Annotated in this window: 13 protein-coding genes and 2 pseudogenes; 6 read left to right on the forward strand and 9 right to left on the reverse strand. The window is 63.2% G+C overall.

The features are described 5' to 3' along the window. Positions 1-35: 35 nt before the first annotated feature. A complete protein-coding gene (locus FHT98_RS00300) occupies positions 36-458 on the reverse strand; it encodes a low affinity iron permease family protein (RefSeq protein WP_113584226.1) in 423 nt (140 codons plus the stop codon). A 157-nt stretch (positions 459-615) separates the two neighbouring features. On the opposite strand from FHT98_RS00300, the gene FHT98_RS00305 reads away from it, so the two are divergent. Together FHT98_RS00305 and xth are read left to right on the forward strand one after the other, a co-directional pair. Continuing rightward, a complete protein-coding gene (locus FHT98_RS00305; protein ID WP_185745036.1) occupies positions 616-1,539 on the forward strand; it encodes a hypothetical protein in 924 nt (307 codons plus the stop codon). Further along, positions 1,536-2,320 (forward strand): annotated as a pseudogene (xth, locus tag FHT98_RS00310) (exodeoxyribonuclease III). The gene FHT98_RS00305 and the pseudogene xth overlap by 4 nt, the downstream one beginning before the upstream one ends. Positions 2,321-2,332: 12 nt before the next feature. Here xth and FHT98_RS00315 read toward each other — a convergent pair. After that, positions 2,333-3,613: a DUF763 domain-containing protein gene (locus FHT98_RS00315; protein ID WP_113584227.1), complete on the reverse strand. Its 1,281-nt coding sequence runs from the start codon at positions 3,611-3,613 to the stop codon at positions 2,333-2,335. 527 nt (positions 3,614-4,140) lie between these two features. On the opposite strand from FHT98_RS00315, the gene FHT98_RS00320 reads away from it, so the two are divergent. After that, entirely contained in the window at positions 4,141-6,504 is a 2,364-nt protein-coding gene (locus FHT98_RS00320) for a PAS domain S-box protein (RefSeq protein WP_113584229.1), read from the forward strand. Between the two features lie 55 nt (positions 6,505-6,559). Then, positions 6,560-7,120: pseudogene (locus tag FHT98_RS00325) on the forward strand (DNA-3-methyladenine glycosylase). Here FHT98_RS00325 and FHT98_RS00330 read toward each other — a convergent pair. The 6 genes from FHT98_RS00330 to FHT98_RS26585 all read right to left on the reverse strand — a co-directional run bounded on the left by FHT98_RS00330 (position 7,117) and on the right by FHT98_RS26585 (position 9,433). Next, positions 7,117-7,476 carry a hypothetical protein gene (locus FHT98_RS00330; RefSeq protein ID WP_113584230.1) on the reverse strand — a complete coding sequence of 120 codons (360 nt, stop codon included), beginning with the start codon at positions 7,474-7,476 and terminating at the stop codon, positions 7,117-7,119. The pseudogene FHT98_RS00325 and the gene FHT98_RS00330 sit on opposite strands and share 4 nt — an antisense overlap. Positions 7,477-7,504: 28 nt before the next feature. Then, the gene (locus tag FHT98_RS00335) at positions 7,505-7,711 is read right to left on the reverse strand and encodes a hypothetical protein (protein ID WP_113584339.1); all 207 of its coding nucleotides are present in this window, start codon (positions 7,709-7,711) and stop codon (positions 7,505-7,507) included. Positions 7,712-8,282: 571 nt separating this feature from the next. Further along, entirely contained in the window at positions 8,283-8,534 is a 252-nt protein-coding gene (locus FHT98_RS00340; protein WP_142111746.1) for a hypothetical protein, read from the reverse strand. A 148-nt stretch (positions 8,535-8,682) separates the two neighbouring features. After that, positions 8,683-8,997, reverse strand: coding sequence for an acyl carrier protein (locus tag FHT98_RS00345; protein WP_113584232.1), 315 nt, complete (start codon positions 8,995-8,997; stop codon positions 8,683-8,685). 11 nt (positions 8,998-9,008) lie between these two features. Next, positions 9,009-9,218 (reverse strand): hypothetical protein, encoded by a 210-nt coding sequence (locus tag FHT98_RS00350; RefSeq protein ID WP_113584233.1) that lies wholly within the window; start codon positions 9,216-9,218, stop codon positions 9,009-9,011. A gap of 89 nt (positions 9,219-9,307) precedes the next feature. Continuing rightward, the gene (locus FHT98_RS26585) at positions 9,308-9,433 is read right to left on the reverse strand and encodes a hypothetical protein (protein ID WP_282568635.1); all 126 of its coding nucleotides are present in this window, start codon (positions 9,431-9,433) and stop codon (positions 9,308-9,310) included. 193 nt (positions 9,434-9,626) lie between these two features. On the opposite strand from FHT98_RS26585, the gene FHT98_RS00355 reads away from it, so the two are divergent. Further along, a complete protein-coding gene (locus FHT98_RS00355; protein ID WP_113584234.1) occupies positions 9,627-12,119 on the forward strand; it encodes a glycogen/starch/alpha-glucan phosphorylase in 2,493 nt (830 codons plus the stop codon). A 25-nt stretch (positions 12,120-12,144) separates the two neighbouring features. Beyond that, positions 12,145-14,088 carry a glycogen debranching protein GlgX gene (gene glgX / locus FHT98_RS00360; RefSeq protein ID WP_465246926.1) on the forward strand — a complete coding sequence of 648 codons (1,944 nt, stop codon included), beginning with the start codon at positions 12,145-12,147 and terminating at the stop codon, positions 14,086-14,088. Here glgX (FHT98_RS00360) and glgX (FHT98_RS00365) read toward each other — a convergent pair whose 3' ends face one another. Then, positions 14,089-16,176 carry a glycogen debranching protein GlgX gene (glgX, locus tag FHT98_RS00365; protein ID WP_142111749.1) on the reverse strand — a complete coding sequence of 696 codons (2,088 nt, stop codon included), beginning with the start codon at positions 16,174-16,176 and terminating at the stop codon, positions 14,089-14,091. Positions 16,177-16,225: the final 49 nt, after the last annotated feature.

Consider the following 16,225-nt stretch of genomic DNA (forward strand, 5'->3'; position numbering starts at 1 on the left):
ATGCCCACGGGAGTTCCGGTACAGCCATGGCGTGCTTAGTCGGTAGTCTTTCCGTTGGTGCTGTCGCGAGCGGATGAGGCCCTCTTACAGAAATCCTCGCGGATGAGGGCGAGGTCCTTCTCGTCGAGCTCCTCGAGGTCGAGCAATTCTTCGCGGGCACCTTCCAATCGCAGAATAAGTTCGTCGAGCTTGATCTGCATCGCAGCCGTGTCGCGGTTCTGGCTGTTCTGGATGATGAAGACCATCAGGAAGGTGATGATCGTCGTGGAGGTGTTGATGACGAGCTGCCAGGTGTCGTTGAAGCCGAAGATCGGTCCTGACGCAGCCCAGACCACGATCAGAGTCACGGCACCGAAGAAGGTGATCGGCTTGCCGGTCCAGGATGCGACCGACTGGGCCATGCGCGTGAACAAGGAAGCCTTGTTGCCCTTGTGAATGATATGATCGTAGCTCGACATGACGCACCTCGGTCCCGCATTGCCTTCGCCCCGGCAAAGCCCTGAACCGCCCGGCCATTCGCGAGTTCCACGAGAGATAAGATCGAGGAGCCTTGCAGCGATCGAACTGGTTCGGCGCGCTGGCTGCTGGCAGCGATCTCATGATCTGGATTAACGGATGGGCGGCGAACTCAGTGACGTTCGGATCATGGAGGACGATGGTCGGGGTGCAATCGTATCGTTTCCCTTTAATGCCGCATTCGTCGAGCGCTTCCGCATGGCATTTCCGCGCGCTCGCTGGTGCGACCGGCATCGGGCCTGGCGACTGACGGGCACGACGGCCGCTCGACGCGTCACGCGTTGGCTTGACCGTGAACTCCCGGCAACGTTCACCAATGCCGATGAGCGCGGGCGGGATTCCTTCTCTTTCGAGCCCATCGTCAGCCCCTATCTCAGTACCGATAGCGAAATCATCGTTAGGACGCCCTATTCGCGCACCGTGGTCGCGGAATTGCGGGCCGTGCCCTGGGCTTGGTGGCATGGTGAGGACAAGGCCTGGCACATCCCCTTCCGATCCGTCGACGCGCTGCGTGAGCGATGGGCTGTTATCGAAGCGGCAGCTCAGCGCAACGAGCCAGAGGCGCGAAAGATGCGAAGCGCGGCTGCGAAATCCGCTCCCGAATATGAAGGCGCCAAAGCCAGGACGAACGAGCGGCGGCGGCAGCGTTATCCCGTTCCCGCAACCGCTTTGCCTCCGTTGGACAGGGTCCTGATGTCCCATGAGGGACCGCTCGTGGTTATGGACGTCACCGGTGAGATCGTGCCAGCCGAGATCGCCCGACAGCACTATCCTTGGAGCGAGCTCCGGCGCGACGACCTGATCTGGGCACTATGGCGCCGCCCCACGCATGACGAGCTGATTAAGGCTTGGCCAGCTCGTCACCAGCCCGCCGCCGATGATTTCGCACAAGGTTGGTGGCAGCCGACTCTTTCCGAACTGCGCGATGCCAGAAGGGCCGCCCGCTCTCTCGAACGCGCTCTGGAGACGCGCAAGCAAGGGCGTTCTGCCCCGGGCAAGGGAGCTAGAGATCGGAGCCCATGAGAATAGCGACCTTCAACATCAATGGCAGCAATGGTCGCCTTCCCGTCCTCCTCCGGTGGTTGAGCGAGACCCAGCCGGACATCGTCTGCCTGCAGGAGCTGAAGGCTACGCAGGACAGGTTTCCGGAATCAGCGATCCGAGACGCCGGCTATGGCTGCATCTGGGCGGGCCAGAAGAGTTGGAACGGCGTCGCCATCCTGGCACGCGGCAGCGATCCCATCGAGACCGCCGCAGCCTGCCCGGCCATGCGGGCGACCAACAGAGCCGTTATATCGAAGCCGTCGTGCAAGGCGTGCTGATCGGTTGTCTCTACCTTCCGAACGGAAATCCGGCGCCAGGCCCGAAACTCGCGTACAAGCTGGACTGGCTCGCACGCCTCGCAGACCACGCCGCAGAGCTACTGGCGCATCGCGTTCCGGTCGCGCTCATTGGTGACTTCAATGTCATTCCGACCGAGCGAGACGTCTACAAGCCCGAGCGCTGGCTGGGCGATGCTCTATTTCGTCCCGAGGTCTGGCGCGCCTTCGAGGCGCTTCTCGCGCAAGGCTGGACGGACGCGTTGCGCAAGCTTCACCCCGAAGACCGCATCTACACATTCTGGGATTATTTCAGAAACGCATGGGGACGCGATGCCGGCCTGCGCCTCGACCATCTGCTTCTGAGCCCGGATCTGGCAGCGCGTCTGGAAGCGGCGGGTGTCGATCGCCACGTGCGTGGCTGGGACAAGGCCAGCGACCATGCCCCCGCCTGGATTCGACTCGCGGCCATAGCGCTGCAGTAGACGAGGGGTATCCTACCGACGTCGGAATTTCGCCTCGTTGTCTTTTTCGCAGCCTCCATCCGGCCTCTCCCATCCGAAGACGCTTCGGCCGCCGTACTCCGGCGAGCGTCGGCGCTCCTCGGCGACATACTCGACGAGCGTCGGACCTGTCGCACTCTGTTCCAGCCGGCGACTCTCGCCGTCCAGCCGCGCGATCGCGGCAAGGCGATCCTCCTGACCGAGCTTCGCCCGGTCGACGGCCGAACGAAGGACACCGATCGTCTGATCATAGACCTTGGTCGGTACGGCGAAGGGCTGGCGATCCTTGCCGCCATGCGCGAGCGAAAAGCGCGCGGGATCACTGAAACGGCATGGCGCACCATGCAGCACTTCCGCGACCATCGCGAGAGAGCGTACGGTACGAGCACCAATGCCGGGCACGAGCAGAAGCTCGGAAAAATCGCTCGGGCCCCGGTCGGCCGCGGCGGCGAGCGCACCATGAAGGCGGCGCGCCATGACGTCTTTGGGCCTCACATCATGATGCGAAGGCATCACGATATGCGGCAGGGTTAGTTGCGGAGCCACTTGATCGGCGCAAGCGCGCTTCGGTTGGAGCGCAGCTAGCTCTCTGACGATCGCATCAGGCCCTTCGTCGCGAAGCATCGCGACCTGCGCCGTACGGGCACGATCCGCGCGTGCATCCGTCAGGTTGACGATATTACCGGTGCTACGGCCCTCGATCGCCGCATGAGGCGCCTCGACGAAGCTGCCGAGCCCCTCGGAATGCCAGTGATAGCGCCGCGCCATCCCGCCATCGCCATTCATGCCCTGCTGCACGACCGTCCAGTGCCCGTCATCCGTCACGAAGAAGCCGTGCAGGTAGAGGTCGAAGCCGTCCTGCACCGCGGCGCTGTCGACCTTCGCGACGAGCCGGCTCGCCTGAGCCAGCGCCGCTCCGTCGAACCCGACCTTCCCACCGATCTGCTCCAGCTCCGCCGGGGTGCGGCGGGACTGGTTGCCGCGTCCGCCGCAGACATGAAGCCCGAGCTCGCCGGCGAGCGGCGTCAGGCCGCGCTTCAAAGCTCCGATCACGCTGGTCGTGATGCCCGAGGAGTGCCAGTCCATGCCCATGATCGCGCCGAAGGACTGGAACCAGAAGGGATGCGCCAGCCGCCGGAGTAACTCGTCGCGGCCGTAGTGCTGGATAATCGCCTCGCAGATCACGCTGCCGAGCCTGACCATGCGCTCGCTCAGCCAGGGCGGAACGCGGCCGTAATGCAGGGGAAGATCAGCGCTGCCAGATCGGCGTGTCATGACGCTCGGAACAAATAATGAACAATCAGTCGATATAGGCTCTCGCGGGCTCTCGCACCAGCCTGAATTCAGCCCGACGGCTTCAATTGAGCAAGCAACCGGTGCCCTTGAACAATCTGCAGGTGGTGGAACAGCGAAGCCGCTCGGGCGTCCTGACTCTGGAGCCCAGAGGGGCGATGACGATCCATTTGAGTGGAGACCACCGGCATGGCCAATGGCAATCGCGAAGCTCTCAACGACCAGATCGCTCTCCTGCGCCGGCAGGTTTCGGATTTGACCCAACTCGCGGCGGCCGCCTCCGGAGCGGCGCAGGAAGAAAACCTGCAGGAGCAGATCAACGCCAAGCAGGATCATCTAAACGAGCTCCTGAAGCTGCGTGGCGATGCGGGCTAGCGATACAATCGCGATCGATGCCGGTTCCACTCCTTGCTGGCCATGCTGGCGTGCAGGGATCGATGAGCGACTGCTGATGCGAAACCCGCCGGGTTTAGGTAGGATGGCTCATCCGCAGCGGGGGCATCGTCCGCATGGATAAGCCGATCGCACATCGCCGAGGTTTCCCCGACAGCTTCACGGCAAGCTTGGTCGCGCTCATGCCCGCGGCGGTCTATACTTGCGATGCTGCCGGCCGTCTCACCTTTTTCAACCGGAAAGCCGTCGAGATCTGGGGACGCGAGCCGCCGGTTGGGGACGATCAGGAACGATATTGTGGTTCGTTTCGCATGTGGACGCCGGACGGCAGCCTGCTGAGACATGAGGACTGCCCCATGGCGGATGCGCTGCGGGATGGCCGAGCGGGGCGGGATCTGGAGGTGGTGATCGAGCAGCCGGACGGCACGCGCCTGATCGCCAACGTGAATATAGACCCGATCTTTGACGATGCCGGCAGCATAACGGGCGCAATCAACGTCTTCGTGGACGTTACGGATCGCAAGCGCAACGAGGCGCTGCTGGCTAGCCAGCGGGAGGCTCTCGAATGCGCCTTGAACGGAGAGCCTCTCACGGCATCATTAGGCATTTTGGGACGTACGGTAACAGCTCAGTACGGTTGCGGGACCCGCTTCGCGTTTTATCTCGCCAATGACGAGAAAACGTCGCTCCGGCACGTCGTCGGCATGTCGGAGGACTATGCCGCGGCCGTGGATGGATTCCTGATCGGGCAGGATTCCCTCGCCTGCGGCCTCGCAACCGCCACAGGCGAAGCAGTTCTGACGACCGACATCGAGGAAGAGGCGCGCCGGGAGCCATGGCGCGAGATGGCCTGTCGCTTCCAGTATCGCGGCTGCTGGAGCTTTCCGATCCATTCCCGCAAAGGGGAATTTGTCGGCACGTTCGCTCTTTACTGGCTGCAGCCGGCAAAAGCGGGCTCCTCGGATATCGAGGTTGCGAACCTCGTCACCACCACGGCCGGCATCATCATCGGCCGCGACCTCGAAGCGAGGCATCGCAGGGCTGCCGAAGCGTCGCTTCGCGAAAGCGAGGAGCGCTTCCAGCAGCTAGGTGCCTCCTCTTCGGATGCCATCTGGGTCAGGAATGCCGGTAGCTGGGACTTTGAATATGTCAGCCCGGCTGTGCAGGCGATCTATGGCGTCACCCCACAGGCTATGCTCGCCGACGCCAGGCTGCTCAACGCCCTGATCATCCCTGAAGAACGTGATGAAGCTTCGAGGAATGTCGAGCGCGTCAGCGCTGGCGAGGTCGTCGTCCAGGAATACCGTATTCAGCGGGCGGGCGACCTCGCGTTTCGCTGGATCCGAAGTACCGGATTTCCGCTTTACGGTGGCGACGGTGACATCCAGCGCATCGGGTCGATCGCGCAGGACATCACCGAAGCGAAACTCGCGGCCGGACACCAGGCCACTCTGCTCGCCGAGCTTCAGCACCGCGTGCGCAATGTCCTGGCCATCGTGCGTTCGGTCACTGTGCGAACCGGTGAACGAGCTTCAAGCGTGCAGGATTACGCCGATATCCTCTCTGGCCGGCTCCTGGCCCTGGCGCGGGTCCAGGCCCTCCTCACACGCGGCGCCAATCTCAGCGTGAACATCAGAGATGTCGTTCATGACGAGGTCAGCGTGCAGGCACAGCACGAGGGGCAGTATCGGATCGAAGGGCCGGACATTTCCCTCTCTCCGAAAGCGGCGGAGATCCTGACGCTGGCGATTCATGAGCTCGGCACCAACGCCATGAAGTATGGCGCCCTTTCCGTGCCCGACGGGAGGGTCAAGGTAGAATGGTCCACCTTCGTCAAGCGCGGCATCCCCTGGCTCCGCTTCGTTTGGACGGAAAGCGGATCAGCCGCAGCGCCGGTCGCCGCGCCAACAGTGCCGCAACGACGAGGATTTGGCCGCGAGCTGATCGAAGCTCGCGTACCCTACGAACTAGGCGGGCAGGGGAGCGTTGTCATCGAAGCAGGCAAAGCCCAGTGCCATCTGGAGTTCCCGCTGGCTGAAAATGCGAGCGTCTTCGAGACGGGGGCGCCGCAGAGGTTGACCGTATTTGGAGGAGCACTCGACATGACGGGGGCACCGGATCTCCACGGCTACCGCATTCTGATCGTGGAGGACGAGTACTACATCGCCACCGATACCGCGCGCGCACTTCAGGGGGCCGGCGCGACGGTTATCGGTCCTTGCGGAAACGAAATGGCGGCTCAGGCGGAATTGGCCATGCAAACGCCGGATGCCGTGGTCCTTGATATCAATCTCGGTCATGGTGCGTCGTTCAAGCTCGCCGAGCGTCTGCAGGAAAACGGCATTCCCTTCGTTTTTGTCACCGGCTATGACGCCGATATCATTCCTCCCGACTTCGCAGGCGTCGAGAGGTTGGTGAAACCGCTGCAACTTCGGCAAGTCGTGGGAGCGATTTCGCGCTTGCTGCAGGCAACAGTCTGACGCACCAAAACGATGATCGCCGTTGCAGGCTTCGCCCTCGGCGCAGAGAGACTGGATGCTTGGAGTTTCCACGGGGCTGTCGACGCTGAATGCGCTCGAACTCGCCCCTCGCCTCATCGGTATGGAGCTTCTCGTCGAAGGCGTGGGTGGGACGATCGTCGAAACCGAGGCCTATCTCGCCGACGACCCCGCCTCGCATAGCTTCCGCGGGCCGACGAGGACCAACGCGGCAATGTTTGGCCCTGCCTGGCATGCTTACGTCTACCGGTCCTACGGCCTTCACTGGTACTTCAACGTCGTGGCGACCGGGAATGGCGCCGTGCTGATCCGGGCGCTGGAGCCGCGACACGGCATCGAGATCATGCGGACCCGCCGCGGCGCGATGATCCAGCTTTGCAATGGCCCGGGCCGGCTGACGCAGGCGCTCGGCTTGTCCGGCATTCATGACGGGAAGAGCCTCGACCTGCCTCCGTTCGCCCTCATCGAGCGTCCTTGCGAACCCGGGATCATCTGTGGCCCCCGGATCGGGATCTAGAAGGCCGCCGATTATCCCTGGCGCTTTGGGCTTGGTGGCTCACGCTTCCTGAGCCGACCGTTCGCTCCAATGAAGGGCTAGGTGTATCGCTTCGGCCTGACCAAGCGTTTCAGCCGCGCGATGTTCACCTTAACCCACTCTCTCCGTGGCGCCTTGAGGCGCCCGGCCGGGATTCGCTCGACGATATAGCGCCGTTCGATACTGATCTTTGCCGGCGCGATCATCCGGGACGCGTCGTCTATCGCCGCATCGAAAGCGCGGTGAGCATCTTCCAGACCGCGGAAATCGCCGATCAAGGTCGAAGCAGGGAGCTGCGCCGATTGACCGGCGATCAGGAGCATATTGGACCAACCACGTGCAAAGGCAGCTTCCACGAAGCGCGCGCGAGGCTCCCCGGGCGTCGTCTCGATGTCGAAGGTCGCAATAAAATGCTTCATATCGCAGGTTAGCCTGACCGGGATATTTCTAGCGCTTTTCGCTATGTTCGAGCATCAAGGCATTCCGCGCGGCTCTCGCAGCTTTGCTCATCTGCTGCAATTGCTGCATCAGAACGGGACCTTCGATCTGGCTAGAGTTGTATCCCTCTTCTTGAAGTTTTCGCCGAAGTTCCCGGATTTTCTGGAAACCACCTGTTCTCGCCAGCTCGAAAGCACGCTCGAGTACCGTTTTCATCATCATTCCTGCGCTTTGATACGCAAACTAGGCTATGCACCAGCTCCTCCAACGCATTAACGTATGTTACCGGCTTCGCATCCGCTCACTTGAGGTCATATGTTTCCGCAGCTGGAACCGATCTCATCGATGGAACGTTGAGCAGGCGGAATTCACGGTAGTGCTCGTCGCATCGGCGAGCAAAGGGCTGGAAGCCCACAAAACCCCGCCGGCAACCCGGCGGGGTTTTGATGTGGCGCGTGCCCCTCGCCTAATCCCCGCACCGCGACAGTATCTTCCCGTCCGGCAAGGCGAAACGGCACTCATCTTCATAATGAACCGGGGTTCCGTCCTCTAATGTATAGGACGTCAATGGAGAGCCCGGCCAGTCGCGCCAGACGATGACATGATACACCATGCCATATTCATCCCGGCATCGCTCTGTATAGAGCGCACGCTTGACGGGGCTCGGGCGTCGCGCCGGACCAGGCTCCCTCCAGATTGCGACCATGGCGGCACCTCACGCAACGCATCGATTACGCCGTCAACCCGCCGCGCCGAAGCCGAGTTCCACTTCGTTCGAGTACTCTCCTCACGCAGCGGTTGGCAAAACGCGTCCGGTCACAGCCAGATATCGGTCGCTGGAATGCATGACCGCAACCACGAGGTCGCTACCGTCCTCGCATTCGAGATTCAGCAAACCAAGCAAGGTTGCCGGGTCGAGGTCGCCGGTGTAGCAGAGCAAATAGCCCCCACGTGTGTCGCCGAAATCGTTGCTGAACTGAAAACTGATGGGAAGCCTGCGACCATCGCGCAGGATCAAAGAGCCTTTTCCGCTATGCATGACAGGTCTCCGACTGGGCAGCGTCAATGCGCACCGCCAGCGGTCATTTCCAAGGATCGGCATGGAGACAACTGCCTGACCATTGACGCGCATTCTCAGGCGGAGCGCACTAACATGCGCTAGCCGAGCCAACACTCCGGCCACAGCGCTACGCCGGAGGTTTCCCAAGGCCGCTTTCCTGGGGCAATTCCGATGCTGACTTAGCCGCGATGCGCTCCACGATCAGATCGACGAGTTGCCGGACGCTGCGGCAGGCTTTCATCTCGTCATCTGGAACCATGTCGCAATCGAACTCCCGTTCGACCGCATTCCCGATCAAGGTGAGGTCGTCTAGCGACAGCCCGAGATCGGTTTCCAGCGATGCGCCAGGATCGAGCCGCTCGGGATGAACGAGACCTTCGGTCGCAATGATCTCGACGAGGCGTTTGACGAGAACTGCTTCGTCCGCGCTGAGATCGCCCATCTCAGCCTCGGCTAGTGCAACGCGTCGGCATTGGATCGCTCCCACGCCAGGATGGCTTTGACCAAAGCGGCAAGTTCCATGGCTTCGGCGGTCCCTTCCGGGTAATCGGACAACTGGCGCGCCCGTGCTGCCGCCGCGTATTGCTCGCGATCTTCGATTGCGACCGGGCGCCCGCGCCGAGCGCTCCGCTTGCCTCCTGCGATAATCGGCTCGATCGTCATGACGGGACCTCCTCTGTGCACCCCGGCGCAACCGGCTTCGAGGCGGCATGGTTCCGTCATCCTCGCGGCAAGCGTCGACTTCGCAAAATTCAGCCTGCTGGCGGCTTCCGCCATTCCCGGACCGCGCGCTCGGCCTCAGGCGTGAGTTGAACTCCGGTGCCCTCGCGCCGGGCGAGCCGCTGGGCCGCCTCCATCGTCTCGCCGATGTCACTCATGGGTCGCACTAGTCACGTCCGAAACGGCCCAATTCGTTCCTATCCGAAGGACGGGCAGCGTTTGAGCTATTCAGAGGTTTCCGGATCCCGACAGGTGGGAACGCCGGACTATTCCGCATGTTCCCTGGTCCCCGTGCATTCGGGCGTGTCAGGCTAAGCCTTGATGTGGCCACCGCATTACGAGATCGTGCCCATGCGGATTCCAGCCTGGGACTTTCCTTTGTCAGCTCTTTCTCGCGAGACCTCTGTTCATTACGAGCCCGACGAGCAGGTCGAGCGCATCAAGGCGGAGGTGGTGCGCAAGCTCACCTACTCGCTCGGAAAAAGCCCCGCGGTCGCGCAGCCCCATGACTGGCTGACAGCAGCGATCCTCGCGGCTCGCGATTACGTCATCGATGTCTGGCAGAAATCGACCCGGGAGAGCTACACCACTGGCAGGAAGCGCGTCTATTACCTCTCCCTAGAGTTTTTGATCGGGCGCTCACTCGCCGACGCGCTGAACAATCTCGGTCTGACCGGCTCCATGGCCCAGGCGCTTCGCGAGCTCGGCGTCGACCTTGCCGGGATAGAGAATCTCGAACCTGACGCCGCCCTCGGCAATGGAGGCTTGGGTCGCCTCGCCGCCTGCTACATGGAAGCCATGGCCTCGTCCGGCGTGCCCGCACTCGGCTACGGCATCCGCTACGACCACGGGCTGTTCAAGCAGCGCATCGATGGCGGCCGTCAGATCGAAGTGCCGGAGGACTGGCTGTCCTTCCGCAATCCCTGGGAGTTCGAACGACGCGAGAGCGCCTACAAGATCGGCTTCGGCGGCACCGTGGCTACAACCGGAAAGCCCGGGCAGGTGTTTTGGGCGCCGGAGGAGACCATCTTCGCCGTCGCCTATGATACGCCCGTCGTTGGGTGGCAGGGGCGCGACGCCAACACTTTGCGGCTCTGGCGCGCAAGGGCGATGCATCCCCTATCGCTGGATGCCTTCAATCAGGGCGATCTGGTCGGGGCTGTCGCCGAGCGCAACCGCGCTGAAGCGATCTCGAAGGTACTCTATCCCAACGACTCGACCCCGGTCGGGCAGGAATTGCGCCTGCGGCAGGAGTTCTTCTTCACCTCCGCCTCGCTTCAGGATCTGGTCCGGCGCCACCATCGTCAGTTCGGAACGCTGAACAACCTCGCAGAAAAGGCCGCAATCCAACTAAACGACACCCATCCCTCGCTTGCGGTCGCAGAGCTCATGCGGTTGCTGATCGATGAACATGAGGTTGAATGGGAGCGAGCCTGGGAGATCACGACGGCGACGATCTCCTACACCAACCACACGCTGCTGCCGGAAGCGCTGGAGACCTGGCCGGTCGCCCTGATGGAGCGGCTCCTGCCGCGCCATATGCAGATCATTTTCGGCATCAATGCCCGCTTCCTCGACGGCGTCCGCCGCGACGCGCCCGATGCCGACCTCTCCGCGCTTTCACTGATCGACGAATATCACGGGCGACGGGTCCGGATGGCGCATCTCGCCTTTGTCGGCTCGCACAAGGTCAATGGCGTCTCCGCGCTCCATTCCAACCTGATGAAGGAAACGGTGTTCGCACCACTGCATCATGTCTTCCCGGACCGGATAACGAATGTCACCAACGGCATCACGCCGCGCCGCTGGCTTCTCAACGCGAATCCGGGTCTGACGAACCTCCTCAAGGAAACTTGCGGGGAGAAGGTCACGGATGATGTCGGGCTGATCCGCCAGTTCGGCAAACACGCCGACGACACGACAGTCCACGACCGGCTGGCCGCGATCCGGCGCGAGAACAAGCTCAGGCTCGCGACAATCATCCGCCAGGACTGCGGCGTCACCGTCGATCCCGCCGCTCTCTTCGACGTGCAGATCAAGCGCATCCACGAATACAAGCGCCAGTTGCTCAACATCCTCGAGACAATCGCGCTCTACGACGCCATCCGCTCCGAGCCCTATCGCGACTGGGCCCCGCGCGTGAAAATCTTCGCCGGCAAGGCTGCCTCGAACTACGCCACCGCCAAATCGGTCATCAATCTGATCAATGACGTAGCCGCCGTGGTGAACAACGACATCACGACGCGAGACCGGCTCAAGGTGGTGTTCCTGCCGAACTACAACGTCAGCCTCGCCGAGACCATCATCCCGGCCGCCGATCTGTCCGAACAGATCTCGACGGCCGGCATGGAGGCGTCCGGCACCGGCAATATGAAATTCGCGCTGAACGGAGCCATCACCATCGGCACGCTCGACGGCGCCAATATCGAGATCGGCGAGCGTGTCGGGGCCGACAATATCGCGATCTTCGGCATGACGGCGGAAGAGGTGGAGGCGGCGCGACGCGATCCCCGCCCGAGCACCGACATCATCCATGCCTCGGCTCATCTCGAAGGCGTGCTCGATGCGGTCGCCGGCGGCGCCTACTCCCCCCGCGATCGCGACCGCTATGCCGGGCTCGTGGAAGGCCTCCTCGCCAATGACTGGTTCATGGTGCTCAACGATTTCGAGAGCTACCGCCTCACTCAGCGGCGGATCGACAGCCTGTGGGCGGATCAGGCGCGGTGGTGGCATATGTCCGTGAACAATACGGCCCATTGCGCCTGGTTCAGCGCCGACCGCGCCATCCGCGAATATGCGCAGCGAATCTGGAATCTGCCCGCCGCGGCACCGGGAGAAGGCTGAGGCGTTGGCTCCGATGCAGCGGATCATTCCCTGCGCGCGCCCGCTAAGCATCGGTGCGTCCCTTGTGGAAGACGGAGTCTGCTTCGCAGTCTTCTCGCGCCACGGCACCCGCGTCTTCGTCTGCCTTTTCGACGAGGCCGGCGAGACGGAGCTGGCATCGCTGCTGCTGCCCTGCCGTGATGGCGACATCCATTACGGCTTGCTGGAGGGTGCCGGCGCGGGGATGCGCTACGGCCTGCGTGTCGAGGGGCCATGGCAACCCGAGCGGGGCCATCGGTTCGACCCGACGAAGCTGCTCGTCGACCCCTATGCGACGCTGATCGATCGCCCCTTCCGCTGGGATCCGGCGCTCGCCCGCCATGGCGCGGAAACAGCGGCGCTCGTGCCGCGCTGCATCGTGCAGCCCCTCCCCGTCCCCGGCGAGGTCCGGGCTTCCGAAGCGACGCCGCCGACCTTCCTCTACGAGCTCGGCGTCCGATCCTTCAGCATGCGCCACCCGGCCGTCCCGCCGCCCTTGCGGGGAACACTTGTCGCCCTGCGTGAACCATCCGTCATCGCGCATCTGCAAAGGCTCGGCGTCAGCCATGTCGAGCTGATGCCGGTCGCCGCTTGGATGGACGAGCGCCACTTGCCGCCGCTCGGGCTCGCCAATGCCTGGGGCTACAATCCCGTTAACTTCTTCGCGCTCGACCCGCGGCTCGCGCCCGGCGGGCCGGTCGATCTTGCAGCACTCTGCGCCGCCTATGCCAGGGCAGGCATCGGCGTGATCCTCGACATCGTGCTGAATCACACAGCCGAAAGCGATGAATTCGGCGGCACGGTCAGCCTGCGCGGCCTCGACAATGCCGTCTATTATCGCCATGCCGCCGACGATCCCGCCCGCCTCGTCAACGATACTGGCTGCGGCCACACGCTCGCGCTCGATCGCGCTCCGGTGCTGCGTCTGGCGATGGACGCAATGCGGCACTGGCTGCGCCTCGGCATCGCCGGCTTCCGCTTCGATCTCGGCACGGTGATGGGACGCACAGAGACCGGGTTCACGCCCGATGCACCGCTTTTCGGCGCCATCCTGCAGGATCCGGAACTCGCGCACGCCATCCTGATCGCCGAGCCCTGGGATATCGGCCCTGGCGGCTATCGCCTCGGCGATTTCCCCGCTCCTTTCGCCGAATGGAACGGGCGCTATCGCGACGACATTCGCCGTTACTGGCGCGGCGATACCGGAATGGCCGGCGCGCTGGCGACGCGGTTGGCCGGCTCGTCGGACCTCTTCGGCAACAAACATCGCGGCCCGCAAGCCAGCATCAATTTCATCGCCGCCCATGACGGCTTCACGCTGCGCGACCTCGTCTCCTACGAGCGCAAGCACAACGAGGCCAATGGCGAGGGGAACCGCGACGGCGACAATGACAGCCATAGTTGGAACTGCGGCATCGAAGGCCCGACGCGCGACGCATCGATCGAAGCCGCGCGCGGTCGCGACGTCCGAGCGCTACTCGCGACGCTCTTCGTGTCACGCGGTATTCCGATGTTGACGGCGGGCGACGAGTTCGGGCGGACCCAGCACGGCAACAACAATGCCTACGCGCAGGACAATCCGACCTCCTGGCTGGACTGGGAGCGGGCCGACGATGAACTGACCGCCCTGGTCGCCGCGCTCGCCGCACTGCGTCGTCGGCACCCGCTTCTAGCCGCCGATACCTTTCTGACTGGGATGGGCGAGCCGCGGGATGCGCGCTGGCTGAAAGCCGACGCGACAGCGATCGCCGATCAGGACTGGACCGGTCTCGATGCCTTCTGCTTGCTGCTGCACGGCGCCACCGAGAGCCTGCTGATCGCCCTCAACCGTAGTATGCATGCAGCCACGATGACGCTTCCCGCCGGCCGATGGGAGCAGATATTCACCTCCGACGGCCGAATGGAGGGCATGCTGCCCGCCCGCAGCGTCGCGCTGTGGCGGAAAGTCTGATCACATCAGCACGATCAAGGACCGCGGCGAAAGTGAGATTTCTTGGTCCGCCTTCAGTCCCTTGCGGCCCTCGTCCGAATTCGGGCCGGTCTCCGTATCCAGCACGACCGACCACGAACCGGACTTCACCCGCGGCGGTATCTTGAACACGACCTCGCCGTCAAAGGCGTTGAACAAGATCAGGGCCTCGTCGCCACCGGCCTCGACATCCGGCATATGCATCAGCAGGCCGATCGCGAGCACGCCGGGATCGTCCCAGTGCTCTTCCTGTTGATCGCCTCCAGCCGGGTTGACCCAGCGCAGCAGGCAGCCGTCGCGGAAGGACGCCCGCCTAAAGATCGGGTGCTCGTTGCGCAAGGCGATGACGCGCCGGACGAAGCCGGCGAGCGCCTCGTCGCGCCGCGTGATCTCGTCCCAGCGCATCCAGGCAGTCTCGTTGTCCTGGGCGTAGACATTGTTATTGCCGCGGTTGGAATGACCATGCTCGTCGCCGGCAAGCAACATCGGCGTGCCATGGGACAAGAGCAGCGTCGCCAGCAGATTGCGCTTCTGCCGCTGACGCACCACAAGGATGCCTTCGTCCTCAGTCGGTCCCTCGGCGCCGTGGTTGAAGGACAGGTTATGGCCGTGGCCGTCCTTGTTATCCTCGCCGTTCGCCTCGTTGTGCTTGTCGTTGTAGGAGACGAGGTCCGCGAGGGTGAACCCGTCATGGGCGGTGACGAAGTTCACGCTGGCCCAGGGCCGGCGGCCGCGCTGGTCGTAGACATCGCCCGATCCGGTGATGCGGGCAGCGAGATCGCGGATGATTCCCTCCTCGCCCTTCCAATAAGCGCGGATCGTGTCGCGGTACTTGTCGTTCCACTCGGCCCAGCCCGGGGGGAATCCACCGACCTGATAGCCGCCCGGCCCGATGTCCCAGGGCTCGCCGACAAGCTTGACCTTGCGCAGGCCAGGGTCCTGCCCCATCGCGTCGAAGAAGCCGCCGCGTGGATCGAAGCCGTGCGGCTCACGGCCAAGGATGGTGCCGAGGTCAAAGCGGAAGCCATCGACCTCCATCACCTCAACCCAGTAGCGCAGCGAGTCCATCACCATCTGGAGCACGCGCGGATGGGACGTGTTGACCGTATTCCCGGTACCGGTGTCGTTGACGTAGTAGCGCGGCTCGCGCGGCATCGTCCGGTAATAGGAGAAGTTGTCGATCCCCTTGAACGACAGCGTCGGGCCGAGCTCGTTCCCCTCGGCCGTGTGGTTGTAGACGACGTCCAGGACGACCTCGAGCCCCGCATCGTGGAAGCGGCGGACCATGTCGCGGAACGAGGAAAGGCCGGCCCGCCCGAGATAGCGCTGCATCGGCGCGAAAAAGCCGATCGTGTTATAGCCCCAGTAGTTGGACAGGCCCTTGGCGGCGAGGTGATGGTCGTCGAGATAGGCATGCACGGGCAGGAGCTCGACGGTGCTGACTCCAAGGCTCTTGATGTAATCGATCACAGCCGGCTCGGCGAGGCCGTCGAAGGTGCCGCGGCGGGCTTCGGGCACAGCTGGGTGCAGTTGCGTGAAGCCGCGCACATGCGTCTCGTAGAAGACGGTCCGGTCCCAGCCGATACCGGGCGCGCCGGGACGCTGCGGATCGGCATCCCAGTCCACAACAACGCATTTCGGCATGTAGGACGCGCTGTCGAGTTTGCTGAAGCTGAGATCGCGGTTTTCTCCGGCACCAATCTCGTAGCCGTAATGCGCATCGTTCCAGTTGACCGCTCCTGAAAACTCCCGCGCATAAGGATCCAGAAGAAGCTTGTTCGGGTTGAAGCGATGCCCCTCCTCGGGGGCGAACCGGCCATGGACGCGATAGCCGTAGCGCTGCCCTGGCCCCACGCCCGGCAGGTAGCCGTGGAAGATCTCATCCGTGTATTCTGGCAGAGTGATGCGCGCTGTCTCCTTCTCTCCGCTCTCTTCGAACAGGCACAACTCGACGCGCTCGGCATGAGCCGAGAACAGGGCGAAATTGGTTCCCTCGCCATCGAACATGGCGCCGAGCTCGGAAGCCCGGCCGGCCTTGATCTCAAAACCGCCATGTCTTGCTCCCGTCATGTCACAGCACCTTCGTGTCCAGCGTGTAGAACGGGCTATCGCCGCTGCG

This window comes from Allobosea sp. AK1 (assembly GCF_006714945.1).
Classification (GTDB): Bacteria; Pseudomonadota; Alphaproteobacteria; order Rhizobiales; family Beijerinckiaceae; genus Allobosea; species Allobosea robiniae.

What these genes read in the sequence shown, in the direction of transcription:
- glgX (WP_142111749.1), bottom strand. Translation starts at nt 16,176, where the DNA reads ATGACGGGAGCAAGACATGGCGGTTTTGAGATCAAGGCCGGCCGGGCT.
- FHT98_RS00315 (WP_113584227.1), bottom strand. Translation starts at nt 3,613, where the DNA reads ATGACACGCCGATCTGGCAGCGCTGATCTTCCCCTGCATTACGGCCGC.
- FHT98_RS00300 (WP_113584226.1), bottom strand. Translation starts at nt 458, where the DNA reads ATGTCGAGCTACGATCATATCATTCACAAGGGCAACAAGGCTTCCTTG.
- FHT98_RS00350 (WP_113584233.1), bottom strand. Translation starts at nt 9,218, where the DNA reads ATGACGATCGAGCCGATTATCGCAGGAGGCAAGCGGAGCGCTCGGCGC.
- FHT98_RS00340 (WP_142111746.1), bottom strand. Translation starts at nt 8,534, where the DNA reads ATGCATAGCGGAAAAGGCTCTTTGATCCTGCGCGATGGTCGCAGGCTT.
- FHT98_RS00320 (WP_113584229.1), top strand. Translation starts at nt 4,141, where the DNA reads ATGGATAAGCCGATCGCACATCGCCGAGGTTTCCCCGACAGCTTCACG.
- FHT98_RS00330 (WP_113584230.1), bottom strand. Translation starts at nt 7,476, where the DNA reads ATGAAGCATTTTATTGCGACCTTCGACATCGAGACGACGCCCGGGGAG.
- FHT98_RS00305 (WP_185745036.1), top strand. Translation starts at nt 616, where the DNA reads ATGGGCGGCGAACTCAGTGACGTTCGGATCATGGAGGACGATGGTCGG.
- FHT98_RS00355 (WP_113584234.1), top strand. Translation starts at nt 9,627, where the DNA reads ATGCGGATTCCAGCCTGGGACTTTCCTTTGTCAGCTCTTTCTCGCGAG.
- FHT98_RS26585 (WP_282568635.1), bottom strand. Translation starts at nt 9,433, where the DNA reads ATGAGTGACATCGGCGAGACGATGGAGGCGGCCCAGCGGCTCGCCCGG.
- FHT98_RS00335 (WP_113584339.1), bottom strand. Translation starts at nt 7,711, where the DNA reads ATGAAAACGGTACTCGAGCGTGCTTTCGAGCTGGCGAGAACAGGTGGT.
- FHT98_RS00345 (WP_113584232.1), bottom strand. Translation starts at nt 8,997, where the DNA reads ATGGGCGATCTCAGCGCGGACGAAGCAGTTCTCGTCAAACGCCTCGTC.